We start from the raw sequence: 13,057 nt of genomic DNA, 5'->3' as shown, positions 1-13,057 counted from the left end.
CGATGACGCAGACACTGGATGAGAGCCAGCTGGATATCAGCGCGCTTCAGGCGCTGATTGACAAACAGGCGATCCATGAGGTGCTGATCCGCTATTGCCGCGGCGCAGACCGGGGCGATGCCGACCTGATCGCCGCTGCCTATCATGACGACGCCATCGAGGATCATGGCGGCACCTTCAAGGGCAAGGCGTCCGACTATATCGAGATGCTGCGCAAGGTGCTGCCCTCCGCGCCGCGCATGACCCACGCCACCACCAATGTGCTGATCGAGCTCGATGGCGACCGGGCGCGGGCGGAAAGCTACATCATGACCTTCTCTCGTCGTGACGGGATTGAAGACCCGTTCGACAGCCTGACCATGGCGCGGGTCGTTGACCGGTTCGAGCGGCGGGAAAGTCGCTGGGCCATCGCCCATCGTCGCCTCGCCTGGGAATGGAACCATGAGATGCCGCTCAAGGAGAGCTGGGGCCGCGGCGCAATCGCGCCAGATCCGGACAAGCTTGTGCGTGGCGGCAAGAAACCCGATGACCTTCTTTACAACTGGGACTGGACCCAATCATGAAAATCGAAAACTGCGTCGCCCTCGTAACCGGCGGCAATCGCGGGATCGGGCTGGGCTTTGTCGAGGAGTTGCTCGATCAGGGCGCGGCCAAGGTCTATATCGCCTCGCGCAAACTGGCTGATGCCCAGGAAATCGCGGCGCGCGCGCCGGATCGCTTGGTCGCAATCGAGCTGGATGTGACCCGTCCCGAGCAGATCGAGAAAGCCGCCGTGGACTGCCCGGACGTCACGCTGCTGGTCAACAATGCCGGCATGTTCCTGATGGAGCGCCTTTACAAGACCGACAGGCCCGACGCCGTACGTCAGGAGATGGAGGTCAATTTCTTTGGCGTTCTCAACATGGTCCGCGCCTTCGGGCCGATCATGGAAGCCAATGGCGGCGGCGCCGTCGTCAACGTGCTCTCTGCCGGCGGCATTGTCGCGGTCCCGGACATGGGCGGTTACAGCCCGTCCAAGTTCGCCGCCCGTGCGGCCTCGGACTGCCTGCGGGCCGAGCTCGCGCCCCTGAACATCACGGTCACCGCCCTGATCGTGGGCTCGGTGGACACGCGCATGGCGTCCCATGTGACCCATGTGCAGAAATCCCAGCCGCGCGATATCGGCAAGGCCGGTCTGTGGGCCGCCGCGCGGGGCGTGCCCGAGCATGACACGGATGCACACTCCATCGGCGTCCGGGCGCATCTGGCGCGGGACCCGGCCGGGCTCGCCGCCGCCATGGCCAAGCGGGTCCAGTCCTGACGCCCGACAAAAAAGGCCGGCCTTGCTGAACGCAGGGCCGGCCAGTTTTCAGGAAGGAGGCCCGGATCTGATGAGATCCGGGCTTTTCGTTGTCTAGAAGTCCATCGAGAACTCGACGCCATAGGTGCGCGGCGCACCCAGGCGGGACACCTCATCGCCGAAGAAGGCGATGACATTGGTCCGGTACAGCTCATCCGTGATGTTGCGGCCCCACAGCGAGACGCTCCAGTTGGCGTCTTGCGGTGCGAAGGCGATACGACCGTTCAGAAGACCGAACGCCTCTTCCACCTGCGCGTTTTCCGGCGACCAGTACATGTCGCCCTGATGGCTGTAATTGGCGCGGATCGAGAGGGCATCGGTGAACTGGCCGACATCCAGCACCAGCTCGGCGCCCACATTGAACTGGCTCTCCGGCGTGCGTTGCAGCTTGTTGCCGGACGCATCCAGACCCGTGCCATCGATGAAGTCGATATACTCGGTCTCAAGGAAGGTCGCCCCGCCCCAGACCGTCAGGCGGTTGGTGACAGCAAAGGTCATTTCCAGCTCGGCGCCCGTGATCTCGGCGTCGGCGGCGTTGTCGGTGATATTGCACAGGCAACCATCATCGGTCTGGGTGACCTGAAGGTCCTGATAATCCATCGAGAACACAGCCATGTTCAGGCGCGCCCGACGGTCAAGGAAGTCGATCTTGGCGCCCAGCTCGATATTCTCGACGGTTTCAGGATCATAGCCGGACATGGCCGCAACCGGGTTGGCCGGATCATCCTCAAAGCCGCCGCCCTTATAGCCGCGCGACCAGGTGGCGTAGAAGAACAGGTCCTCGGTCGGCGCATATTCCGCCGTGAACTGGGGCGTCAGCTCTTCCCAGCTCTGGCCATAGCTCGTCGTGAAGGTGCTGCCCTCGGTGAAGTTCGGCGCCAGCGGTGAAACCGGCACGGTGTCATTGGGGTTGAACTGGTCCCCGCCCTCAACCGCAACCGCAGTCACGACGCCGGACTTTTCATCCCGGGTGTAGCGCAGACCGCCCACCAGACGGATCGTATCAGTCATCTGGAAGCCCAGCTGCGCGAACACCGCCATGGATTCAGTTTCCGCGCTGTTATCCCAATGGGATTCCCCGGACAGCGTCGTCAGCGCGGTGAACGGGACCTCGGCCCAGAAGCGGTCATACTTCTCCACTTCATCGTGCTGGTAGTACGCGCCGACAATCCAGTCGAAACGGCTGTCGCCCGGCTCGGAGACCAGACGGAACTCCTGGGTGAACTGGCTGATATCCTCGGTCTCGCTGACCGGGAAGCTGAACAGCAGCGGCGTCAACACGCCATAGCCGTTATCCGGGCCAATGCCGGTCTGGTCATAGAGGTTATAGGCCTGACCCTGACGATAGCCGGTCACGCTGGTCAGCGTTGCGAAATCGCCAATGCCGTAATCCACATCCAGCGCAACGCCCCAGGCTTCCCGGTTAAGCCCTTGAGGCGAGGGTGCCGCGTCGCCCTTGTATTGCGGGTGCTCTGGCAGGCTTTCACGGATATCCAGCTCACGCCCCAGCGCGGCGGACACCGCCTCACGTGCGGCGCTCCACGGCCCCTGTGTCGCCGGATCCGGCCCGTTGATGGCCACCGAGTGGAAGCCGTTCATCTCGTCTTCCATATAGTCAAAGACCAGACGGGCGGTGACGTCGCGATCATCCGGCGCATACAGCAGCTGGCCGCGCGCCTGCAAGGACTGGACATCATCCAGATCGCGATTGTGCAGGATGTCGGTGTTGAACCCATCCCGGTTGCGGGTCTGGAAGGAGAGCCGGCCAGCCAGGGATTCCGTCAGCGGGCCGTTGAGATAGCCGCGCACCAGGGTCTCGCTGTAATTGCCGAAAGAGGCGGTCATGTTGCCGCTCGGCTCGAAAGTCGGGGTCGCGGTGTAGATGCTGATGGCGCCGCCCACCACGTTCCGGCCCAGAAGCACGCCTTGCGGACCGCGCACGACCTCGACCCGGTCAATGTCGTACATGTCCGAATTGAACAGGCCGGAGCGGCCAATATAGACCTCGTCCACGAAGATGCCGACCGACTGGTCAGCCGAGGGCGAGTCCAGGCGCGTATTGGTGATGCCGCGAATGTTGAATTCCTGATCCAGCGGCGACAGCGCCGTGAAGGACAGGGAGGTCATCGAGGATGCGAGGTCCTCAAAGCTGAGGATGCGGTCTTCCTCGATGGTTTCGCCCGTCATGGCCGACACGGCCAGCGACGAGTCCTGAATGCTGGCTTCACGCCGTTGGGCGGTCACCTGGATCACATCCAGCGTCGGGCCCTGAGCCGCACTTGATTGCTGCTCGTCCTGAGCCAGTGCTGACGAGAGGCTTGCGGCGCCCAGCACCAGAGCCAACGCAGTTCCATATTTCAGAATAGTCACGGTTTTTCTCCCCAGAGGTACGCGCCAAGACCCTCTGATCGGGGTCATTCCAGTGCGGTCACGTTGGGAGAAGCCTAGGCTCAAGAAAGTAGGTTCGTCAATGCAAGTTAGTTATTGCAGGCGCGAAGAAACCTATTAATCTCATTATTATAATAGGTTATAAATTGTGATTATGAGTCCATAATCGATCCACGACACTTTTATAGCAACACACAGCTAAAAGTTGCGCACCTTTCCAGGGCGGGCCGCCAGAGGCGGCGACCGCTGCCGACCGACAGACGCAGCTCCGCTGATGCGCCGCTTCAGAGCGCGCTCAAGCCAGACCGGACGCCGTCCGGCCTAGACCTTGATGGTGCCCTTGTCGGCTTGCAGGATCAGCTTGCGATAGTCATTGAGGTCGCCGTCATAGCGGGTCGCCCGGCCGTTATTGACCAGCCAGAGCTGATCGGCCGTCCCTTCGGCGAGATAGACATCGTGGGTGATCAGGATCACCGCGCCCTTATAGTCGTTCAGCGCATAGATCAGCGCTTCTCGGCTGTCGATATCAAGGTGGGAGGTCGGTTCGTCGAGGATCAGCACATGGGGCTTTTCCATGGCCATCAGCCCGAGCAGCAGGCGCACCTTCTCGCCCCCTGACAGCTTCTCGATATTGGTGCCGACCTTTTCATGCGGGAAACCCATGGCGGCCGCGGCGGCGCGCTGTTTGGATTCGGGAGAGCCTTCCGGCAGAGCGGCCTGCACGTGCTGCAGGACGGTTTCGCCCTCATGCAGCTCGTCCATCTGATCTTGCGAGAAATATCCGATCCGTAGCGAGCGCGGCGCGGTGCGATCGCCCGCAATCAGCGGCAGGCGCTCGGCGATGGATTTGACGAGCGTGGTCTTGCCCTGGCCGTTCGCGCCGACAATGGCGATCCGGTCTTCCGGATCAAGGCGCAGATCAACACCCTTCAGGATCACCGCATCCTCGCCATAGCCCACCTTCGCATCGCGCAATTGCAGGAGCGGCGGCGACAGGGTGTCAGCGGAGCTCGGGAAGGAGAAGGGCGTCGTGCGCTCGGCGATGGGGATGGTGATTTCCTGCATCTTCTCAAGCCGCTTGACCCGCGACTGGGCCTGGCTCGCTTTTGAGGCCTTGGCGCCAAAGCGGTCGATGAAGGCCTGAAGGTGCGCGCGATCGGCTTCCTGCTTGGCGCGCTGACTTTCGAGCAAAGCCGTCTTGGCGGCGCGCAGCTTCAGCCAGGCGTCATACCCGCCCGGCGAGATCGACAGCTGCTGGTGTTCGAGCGCCAGCGTATGGGTGACGCAGCGATTGAGCATTTCCCGGTCGTGACTGACGATCAGCACGGTGTGGGGGTATTTCTTGAGATAAGCCTCAAGCCAGGCCGCGCCCTCAAGGTCGAGATAGTTGGTCGGCTCATCGAGCAGCAACAGATCCGGCTCGGAGAACAACACCCCGGCGATGGCGGCGCGCATGCGCCAGCCGCCCGAGAACTCCCGCGTCGGCCGGTAAAGATCGGCGTCAGAAAACCCCAGACCCATCAGGACTTCAGCCGCGCGCGATTCCGCGCTCCAGGCGTCAATGTCCGCCAGGCGCATATGGATCTCGCCAATACGCTCGGGATCGGTGGCGGTTTCCGCCTCCTGCATCAGGGCGTGACGTTCGGCGTCCGTCGCCAGCACCACATCCAGAATGGTGTCGTCAGAGGCTTCCACCTCCTGGGCCACCCAGCCCATGCGCGCGCCCTTGATGAGGCGGATGGGAGAATCCGGCGACGGCTGGTCGATCTCTTCCCGGATCAGCCGCAGAAGCGTGGACTTGCCGGTGCCATTGCGCCCCACCAGTCCGACCTTCCAGCCGCTGGAGATTTGCGCCGAGGCGTTTTCAAACAGCGAGCGGGCGCCGATACGGTAGTCGAGATTTGAGATCGTAAGCATGGGGGCGGTGTAACCCTCACAGCGCCAGACGCAATCAAAACACACCGCACCCGCAGCATTCTGAGCGCGAACACCCGACCTGCGCGCCTTCACAAATATGTCGCAAAGTATGGACTCGCTTCAAAATGTATATACATTGCATAGCCGTTGCATTGCAGATCGAGACCGGATTGTGCCTATGGCGGACGAGAAGAAGGCTAAAAAGAAGAAAGACAGCCAGCTTGTCATTCGCCTGAACAAGGATCAGCGCGATCAGTTCGTTCAGCTCTGCGATGAGTTGGATACCAGCGCCGCCCGGGAGCTGCGCCTCTTCATCAAGGGCTTTATCGCCCGGCATACGCCTGAAGACAGTGCCTGACCCCAAAAGACGCGCCTCACCTAAAAAGGAGACACGACATGGCGTCGAAGAAAGTCAAAGACCTGAAAAAAGAGATCAAGGTTCGCAAGAAGAAGATCGAAAATCAGGAATCCAAACTGAAAAAAGCGAAAAAAGCGCTCAAGAAAGCCGCTTAACGCTTCTGGCCTGACACGATTGAAAAGCCCGCCGGAAACCGGCGGGCTTTTCCATGTGATCCGTCTATCAGGGCCTAATAGCCGCCAAACGATCCTGCAGGTCCGGGGAACACGACCGGGCTTTCAGACCCGTCCGGCGCGACGGACGACACGCCAAAATAATAATTGTCGATCACCACATTCTCGAGCGTGAAGGTCGTCACATCGCCCACATAGCGACTATGGGTCCATTGCGGTGCGTCAGTGAGACGCCAGTAAACGCGATACCCCATCAGGTTCTCCGCCTGCCGGCCTTGAGGGCGAGCCCAGGTCAGGGTGGTGGAGGGCTGAACCGCGCCTTCAATCACCACCTCTGCCGGGAAGGGCGGCGCACCGGCGAGCTGAGCCAGCGTTGCAATATTGAGCGCGGTCAGCTTGGCGGCGTAGTCAAAATCCACCGCTTCCAGCACATCGCCATAGGCGATGCCGTTCTCGACCCGGATGTCCTGATGCTGGCGGTCATAATGCTCATGGGTTTCCATGATGCGCACGCCCGGCATGCCCGCCTCGTTGAAGGGGCGATGGTGCCCGCCGCGCCCGAACCGGTCGAGACGATAGACCATCATGACATCCAGATTGGGCAGATACTGGTCCGCGGTGCGGTCAATGAAGCGCGCCAGATTGCGCGAGGGGGAATCCACCTCACCGCCCGTAAAGCGGCGAATGCGCGCTTCTTCCGGCGTTTCCACTGCTCGCGTGCCTTCGGAGAAGACCCGCGCCGTTGAATTGTCGACAATGCCATCAATCCCGGCGCTATTGCCGATCATGTCATTGTTGAGCACCGCCTTGATCCGCCAGCCCTGTTGGAGCGCGTAATCGGCCACGATGCGGCCGCCGAACAGGCCCTGCTCCTCACCGGCCAGCGCGGCGTACATGATGGACCCTGCAAACTCGTCCTGGCTCAGCACCCGCGCCGCTTCCAGAACGCCGGCCACGCCAGACGCATTGTCATTGGCGCCCGGCGCGTCAATTTCGGCGTCCATCACGTCAGAGGCGCGGCTGTCGATATCGCCCGCCATCACCACCATGCGATCGGGATCAGAGGTCCCGCGCTGGATGGCGATCACGGAGACCACATCCACCGGATCGGGAATGCGCCGCTCACCGCTGATCGTCTCGGAGACATACATCACCTCCAGACAGCCGCCGCACTCGGCCGAAATGCGTTCAAACTCGTCATGGATCCAGCGCCGGGCCGCGCCAATGCCGCGCGTGTCGCTCTCGGTTTCAGACGCCGTGTGCCGCGTGCCGAAGCTGACCAATGTCGTAATATCGGCCTCGATGCGCTCGGCGGACACCGCCGCCACATGATCATGCACGTCCAGCACTTCTGACGGCGGCGCGACCTGCGCGCCCGCCATGCCGGTCAGACCTGCAGCCGCGACCAGACCCATGAAAATCCGCATGCTGATTGCTCCCCTTGCCACGCCCTTCGGGCGGAATTGACGCGCACGCTAGACCGGCATGCGCCATGCGCCAAGACAAGCCGCAAGCCAGGTGTGTTGTTTGACGGCGCAAGATCGACTACCGCTCAGACTAACCCAGCCGCACAAGTCTTCCCGCCATGCCCCTGACCGACCGCGACCTCTCGACAATCCTCGACGACTGCGCCCGCGAAGCCCGCAAGGAAATCGGCAAGGGCCATGTGGCCGACTACATCCCCGCCCTCGCCCGGATCAATCCTGACCAGTTCGGCATGGCGGTCTGCGGGGTGGACGGGCGCGAATGGGTTGTGGGCGACAGCGACAGCTCGTTTTCGATCCAGAGCATCTCCAAGGTGTTCACCCTGGCCCTCGCCCTGCAGTCACCGGGCGCTTCCGGGGTCTGGGATCGCGTGGGCCGCGAACCGTCCGGCAACGCCTTCAACTCCCTGGTCCAGCTGGAATCCGAGCAGGGCCTGCCGCGCAATCCCTTCATCAATGCCGGCGCCATTGTCATCACTGATGTGATCACCACGCACTTTGTCAGCCCCGTGTTGCAGATTCTGGGCCTTGTGCGCCGCTATGCGGACTGCGAGGACATCTACATTGATGAAGAAGTCGCCCGGTCCGAAGAGGAAAGCGGGCATCGCAACGCCGCCATCGCCCATCTTCTCAAAAGCCAGGGCAATCTTGTCGCGGACGTGGATGATGTTCTGGCCGCCTATTACCGCCAATGCTCCATCGCCATGACCTGCCGCGACGTCGCCCGCGCTTTCCTGCCGCTGGCGGCGGGCGGACGCCATCCGCTGACCGGCGAAACCCTGATGCCCGCCCTGCGCGCCAAACGCATCAACTCGCTGCTTCTGACCTGCGGGCTCTATGACGGGGTTGGCAATTTCGCCTTCCGCGTCGGCATCCCGGCGAAATCAGGGGTGGGCGGCGGCATTGCGGCGGTCATACCGGGCCATTTCGCCATCTGCGTCTGGTCGCCCGAGCTTGATGAGCTGGGCAATTCGCTCGCCGGCACCCGCGCCCTCGAAATCTTCGCGCAGGAAACCAATCTGTCGGTGTTCTAGTCCTGCAGGCCGGTCTAGACGTGGATCGCGGTCAGTTCGGCAATGTCCGCCGTCGCCTCCCGCGCCGCCATCAACGCGCTCTCCACCTTGTGCAGGGAGTCATGGCTGGCGTCAGACTGCACATCGCGCAGGCTCAGCTCCAGACGATGGTTGAGGGCCACGATCTCCCGCGGCGACGTGTAATCCCGTAAGGGCAGAAGGCCGATCGTCTTGAGCAGGCGATAGAGCTCCGCGTTTTCGACCCCGTAATGGGGGCGCGCCTGAGCGCCCAGACGCGACAGCCAGTAGGCGTCACGCGGCGACCAGACCGGGGCGGCCTGCCCCTTGACGCGGGACGCGCGCTTGCGACCCCGGCCCAGCGAAATCCGGTCCGGGAGGGCGCGCGCGCCCGGATGCGCTTCCGCCCAGTCCGCCACAGCCGAGGCGCTTTCAAGGGCGCGCGGCGCGAAGTCCTGCGCCACATCGCGCATCAGCTGCATGAAGGCTGAAGGGCTGGAGCTGGCCTTGCGATGATCGCCTTGCGCCAGACCATCCACTGCCGTCAGCCGCATCCGCCAGGCGCCCAGACGCGGGAACAGATCGAGCATGTCCGAGCCCGCCTGCGTGCCCGCCAGAACGTGCAGGGCGCCCGCAAGGCTGAACTCCGCCATGGCGGGGCGCTCGCCAAACAGGAACGGGCTCGCGCCCAGCGCCTTGTCGAGCCGGGCCAGCATGGCGTTCAACCGGGCCAGAACCGCGGTTTCCGCCTGTTGATCCAGCCCCATCCTGGCAAATTGCTTGCCGATCTGACCCGCCACCAGTCGCGCCCGGCGCGCAGCCAGATCAGCGGGGCTGTCCGCCTCCAGAAACCGCGCCAATCGCGCTTCGGCCCGCTCGCGCTCACACACCCAGAAGACGTATTCGGCCTGCCGGGAGAACCGGGAATCCGACCACGCTTCCAGAAGGTCGCTCGCGAAACGCTGCGCCGGCGTATCAGGATAGAGAGTGCGCGCGGGATGAGAGCCATGAAGCGCATCAAACAACAGGCGCGTATCGGTGAAGGCGGTCTGATCAGAGCTGACGATCAGCGGCGTCGCCACCGTCTTCAGGCGCGGCTTGATATAGGTCTGAACGACATCCACCGTCGCCGGCTTTTCCGTCATCGGCAGGTTCGCCCAGCGCAGGCACAGGCGCGCCTTGATGCTGGCGGCGGAGAACGGCGTTCCGATCAGCGTGTACGTCAAACCCATATCGTAACCCTTCCAGCCTTGACTGGAGATATAACGACGGGTGGCCTGAATCCGTTCCGCCTCACGCGTTTGGCGAAGCTGATCGAGCCGTCGAAATGCTCGATCAGCTTACAGCCAGACCGCCTTCAGGGAGACAACCTCACAAATTGTCGACGTCTCAGGAAAGGTGATCGCCTAGAAACGGGCGAATGGCGTCCATCGCCATCTCAACCGGTTCGTCCTGATCATAGAGATCATAGTGAGACCAGTCTGGCAGGGACACGATCCGACGGTCAGTTGAGGCCAGTGCGCGCCCATGGATGGAGGTTCCATCCCTATATGCGCCGAAACCGCCTACTTTTTCTCCCACGACGACCAGTACAGGCTGGGTCAGCAGCGTCTCGGCGAAGGCGAATGCATCCCATGACAGGATTTGCTGGGCATGACTGAACAGCATACGCGTTGCGCCGCCCTCGGATCGCCCCCGCTCTGTCTTGTAATACTCGGTGGCTTCTAGAACATCCCTGTCCGCCAGCCCTGCATCTCGGGCGGCGTCAGGACTTGAGGGAAGAAGTTCATTGACTTCCAGAACCTCGCCACGAGCCTCATGGGTCCTTTGCTGCGCCATGGCCTCCAGAGCGCCAAGAGGATTATGGCGGCTGAAACTCTCGCGAAACAACCGCCCCAGATTAACGGGCGTGATCGCGATTACGGCCTTGATACGCTTTTCTGTGGACGCGGCGCTCACAGCATAGCCGCCGCCGCCGCATACACCCAGGACTGCGATCCTCTGGTCATCGACAAAATCAAGCGTCACTGCATAGTCAATGACATGGCTCACGTCTTCGACCCTCTGGGTCGGGCTTTCGATCCATCTGGGCTGACCGCCAGACTCACCCTGAAAAGTGGCGTCATAGGCGAAGACGACATAGCCGAGCTTGGCCAGCCGTTGCCCATAAACCGCTCCGGATGTCTGCTCCTTGCAGCTTCCGAACGGGTGGATACTGATCACAGCGGGGTAGGAGCGAGTTTCATCAAAGTCAGGCGGAAAGTATAGCGTGGCGGCAATTTCCCACGCCATGTCAGGGTTCTTGAAACGAGTCGTTTTCATGAATGTCACCGGGGGCGGAGGCCCGACGTGACGACACGTCGGGCCAGACTGAGTTCGCAAGGAAGTGAGGGGTCGCTTCTAGTCGCCCAGATGGGTCTGGAAGAAGGGAACGAGCACGGAGAGTGCTTCTGACATCTCCCGTTCACCGTCATACAGATCCATGTGATTGGCGCCGTTTACGATATGAAGCTGCTTGTCCGAGCTTGCGGCGCGGCTCAACAGGTCTTCGCTCATCCAGCGGCTGCCTGCATCACTGCCGGCGACCATGAGGAGCGGTTGGGTCAGAAACGCCTCCGCCTTATGAAAAGCGTCATAGGTCGTCAGCTGGGTCAGGCTTCTGGCCGTGGCATACCCTGGCGCAGTCGCGCATTGCGCTCGTGGCGTGTGATAGTATTCCCAGGCCTGACGCAGCTCTTCATTCGGAGCATCCTCTTCACGCAGAGGCGCCATCGGAATGGTTGCGATCTCATGGCCAGATGCGTCTGAGGTTCGCGCCTCGGATCCGGCGGCGATGTATGCCACCGCATCAGCGTCTTTGACGTCATTGTCCCAACCATTGCGGAACATCTGACCAATATTGACCATACTGACCGTGCCGACCGCCTTGATGCGGCGGTCATTGATCGCCGCGTTTGCCGTGTAGCCGGCGCCTGCACAGACGCCCATGGCGGCGATCCGTTCGTTGTCCACATAGGACAAGGTGGTCAGATAATCGATGACAGCGCTGATGTCCTCTGTCCGGATGTAAGGATTTTCCAGTTGCCGGGGAGAGCCGCCGCTTTCACCCTGATAGGAGGCATCATACGCGATCGTAACGTAGCCGAATTGCGCCAACCGGGCAGCATAGGCGCCTGCCGTCTGCTCCTTCACGCCCCCGCCCGGATGGGACACGACAATCGCCGGGTAGGTCCGCGCCTCATCAAAGGCCGGCGGCAAATTGATCACCGCAGACATCATGATGGCTTCATTGTTGGTGTTGGGGAATGTGATCTTCGTCATATTCATCTCCAGGGTAGGCCCGATGGGGCCGCTTCTGATGAGAGGGAATATGCACCTTGACCCTTTCATTGATTAGATGGGAAAATCTACATGGACTTATAAGTCAGGCACTGAATGAGACGCGAAGATATTTCCGACATCACCTCTTTTGCGATCGTCGCTCAGGAAGGCAGCTTCACAAAGGCGGCCAGCAAAATAGGCATCACCCAATCCGCGCTGAGCCAGATTGTACGGCGCCTGGAAGACAGGCTGGGTGTCCGGCTTCTGGCGCGGACCACGCGCAGTGTTGCGCCAACTCTGGCTGGCGAACGCCTCATGTCCCGGTTCCTGCCCCTACTGCAGGAGCTGGAGAGCGGCATCGCCGAACTCGGAGAATACCGCGACAAACCCGCTGGCCATATCAGGCTGACGGCGGTGGAGCATGCCGCCAAGACAATTATATTGCCGAAGCTCAGCCAGTTGCTTGCGGAATATCCCGACATCTCCGTTGAGGTGATCGTCGACTATAACCTGTCTGATGTCGTGTCTGACCGATTTGATGCCGGGGTTCGACTGGGCGAACACGTCGAACAGGACATGATCGCTTTGCGGATCAGTCCGGACATTCCAATGGCGATTGTCGGCTCACCCCGTTACCTCGACGCCAATGGCCGACCAACTGTTCCAGAAGAGCTTTCCCGACACAGAGGGATCAATCTGCGTTTGCCGACAAGCAATACCGTGAACACGTGGCGCTTGCAGAGCACCAAACGCGAAACGCGCGTGAAGATCGACGGGCAACTGATCTTGAATTCCATCGACCTTATTCAGGACGCTGCGCTGAATGGAATGGGCCTGGCCTATTTGCCTCTGGACCAGGTTGAACCCCTGGTTTCATCCGGTAGCCTGGAGCTGGTTTTGAGCCGCTGGACGACACCTTTGCCCGGATATCATCTGTTTTATCCCAATCGCAGACAAAATCTGCCCGCCTTCAAGCTCGTCGCCGACGCATTACGCTACCGACTTAAGGAGCCAGGGTAAATCCATATCAGCTTGCTGAAACCCTG

The 13,057-nt window shown here is 61.4% G+C and carries 11 protein-coding genes; 5 read left to right on the top strand and 6 right to left on the bottom strand.

All coding sequences use genetic code 11. The annotated features are described in order from the left end of the window. Nucleotides 1-2: 2 nt before the first annotated feature. Complete coding sequence (locus ACFELO_RS00735; protein WP_440958664.1) at nucleotides 3-563, top strand: nuclear transport factor 2 family protein; 561 nt, start codon at nucleotides 3-5, stop codon at nucleotides 561-563. Beyond that, nucleotides 560-1,300 (top strand): SDR family oxidoreductase, encoded by a 741-nt coding sequence (locus tag ACFELO_RS00730; RefSeq protein WP_440958663.1) that lies wholly within the window; start codon nucleotides 560-562, stop codon nucleotides 1,298-1,300. The genes ACFELO_RS00735 and ACFELO_RS00730 overlap by 4 nt, the downstream gene beginning before the upstream one ends. A 93-nt stretch (nucleotides 1,301-1,393) precedes the next feature. On the opposite strand, the gene ACFELO_RS00725 is transcribed toward ACFELO_RS00730, so the two are convergent. Next, nucleotides 1,394-3,709: a TonB-dependent receptor gene (locus ACFELO_RS00725; protein ID WP_440958662.1), complete on the bottom strand. Its 2,316-nt coding sequence runs from the start codon at nucleotides 3,707-3,709 to the stop codon at nucleotides 1,394-1,396. A gap of 339 nt (nucleotides 3,710-4,048) precedes the next feature. Further along, nucleotides 4,049-5,644 (bottom strand): ABC-F family ATP-binding cassette domain-containing protein, encoded by a 1,596-nt coding sequence (locus ACFELO_RS00720; protein ID WP_440958661.1) that lies wholly within the window; start codon nucleotides 5,642-5,644, stop codon nucleotides 4,049-4,051. A gap of 178 nt (nucleotides 5,645-5,822) precedes the next feature. Between ACFELO_RS00720 and ACFELO_RS00715 the strand changes: the two genes are divergently transcribed. Next, a complete protein-coding gene (locus ACFELO_RS00715; protein ID WP_440958660.1) occupies nucleotides 5,823-6,002 on the top strand; it encodes a hypothetical protein in 180 nt (59 codons plus the stop codon). A gap of 229 nt (nucleotides 6,003-6,231) precedes the next feature. On the opposite strand, the gene ACFELO_RS00710 is transcribed toward ACFELO_RS00715, so the two are convergent. Further along, nucleotides 6,232-7,557, bottom strand: a complete 1,326-nt coding sequence (locus tag ACFELO_RS00710; protein WP_440959929.1) for a M20/M25/M40 family metallo-hydrolase — start codon at nucleotides 7,555-7,557, stop codon at nucleotides 6,232-6,234. A gap of 203 nt (nucleotides 7,558-7,760) precedes the next feature. Between ACFELO_RS00710 and ACFELO_RS00705 the strand changes: the two genes are divergently transcribed. After that, nucleotides 7,761-8,693, top strand: a complete 933-nt coding sequence (locus ACFELO_RS00705) for a glutaminase (RefSeq protein WP_440958659.1) — start codon at nucleotides 7,761-7,763, stop codon at nucleotides 8,691-8,693. Between the two features lie 14 nt (nucleotides 8,694-8,707). Here ACFELO_RS00705 and ACFELO_RS00700 read toward each other — a convergent pair whose 3' ends face one another. From ACFELO_RS00700 to ACFELO_RS00690, 3 genes are all read right to left on the bottom strand, one after another. Beyond that, nucleotides 8,708-9,922 carry a glutathione S-transferase family protein gene (locus ACFELO_RS00700; protein WP_440958658.1) on the bottom strand — a complete coding sequence of 405 codons (1,215 nt, stop codon included), beginning with the start codon at nucleotides 9,920-9,922 and terminating at the stop codon, nucleotides 8,708-8,710. 157 nt (nucleotides 9,923-10,079) lie between these two features. Next, complete coding sequence (locus tag ACFELO_RS00695; protein WP_440958657.1) at nucleotides 10,080-11,012, bottom strand: alpha/beta hydrolase; 933 nt, start codon at nucleotides 11,010-11,012, stop codon at nucleotides 10,080-10,082. 78 nt (nucleotides 11,013-11,090) lie between these two features. Next, entirely contained in the window at nucleotides 11,091-12,011 is a 921-nt protein-coding gene (locus tag ACFELO_RS00690; RefSeq protein ID WP_440958656.1) for an alpha/beta hydrolase, read from the bottom strand. Nucleotides 12,012-12,125: 114 nt separating this feature from the next. Between ACFELO_RS00690 and ACFELO_RS00685 the strand changes: the two genes are divergently transcribed. Further along, complete coding sequence (locus ACFELO_RS00685; protein WP_440958655.1) at nucleotides 12,126-13,031, top strand: LysR substrate-binding domain-containing protein; 906 nt, start codon at nucleotides 12,126-12,128, stop codon at nucleotides 13,029-13,031. Nucleotides 13,032-13,057 lie beyond the last annotated feature (26 nt).

Source organism: Oceanicaulis sp. LC35 (genome assembly GCF_052055585.1).
Classification (GTDB): domain Bacteria; phylum Pseudomonadota; class Alphaproteobacteria; order Caulobacterales; family Maricaulaceae; genus Oceanicaulis.
The sequence above is the reverse complement of the archived record's forward strand: the minus strand, read 5'-3'. Positions and strand labels throughout refer to the sequence as shown.

Coding starts and splice junctions, on each gene's coding strand:
- ACFELO_RS00735 (WP_440958664.1), top strand. CDS start 3: ATGACGCAGACACTGGATGAGAGCCAGCTGGATATCAGCGCGCTTCAG.
- ACFELO_RS00730 (WP_440958663.1), top strand. CDS start 560: ATGAAAATCGAAAACTGCGTCGCCCTCGTAACCGGCGGCAATCGCGGG.
- ACFELO_RS00720 (WP_440958661.1), bottom strand. CDS start 5,644: ATGCTTACGATCTCAAATCTCGACTACCGTATCGGCGCCCGCTCGCTG.
- ACFELO_RS00715 (WP_440958660.1), top strand. CDS start 5,823: ATGGCGGACGAGAAGAAGGCTAAAAAGAAGAAAGACAGCCAGCTTGTC.
- ACFELO_RS00710 (WP_440959929.1), bottom strand. CDS start 7,557: ATGGCGGGCGCGCAGGTCGCGCCGCCGTCAGAAGTGCTGGACGTGCAT.
- ACFELO_RS00705 (WP_440958659.1), top strand. CDS start 7,761: ATGCCCCTGACCGACCGCGACCTCTCGACAATCCTCGACGACTGCGCC.
- ACFELO_RS00700 (WP_440958658.1), bottom strand. CDS start 9,922: ATGGGTTTGACGTACACGCTGATCGGAACGCCGTTCTCCGCCGCCAGC.
- ACFELO_RS00695 (WP_440958657.1), bottom strand. CDS start 11,012: ATGAAAACGACTCGTTTCAAGAACCCTGACATGGCGTGGGAAATTGCC.
- ACFELO_RS00690 (WP_440958656.1), bottom strand. CDS start 12,011: ATGACGAAGATCACATTCCCCAACACCAACAATGAAGCCATCATGATG.
- ACFELO_RS00685 (WP_440958655.1), top strand. CDS start 12,126: ATGAGACGCGAAGATATTTCCGACATCACCTCTTTTGCGATCGTCGCT.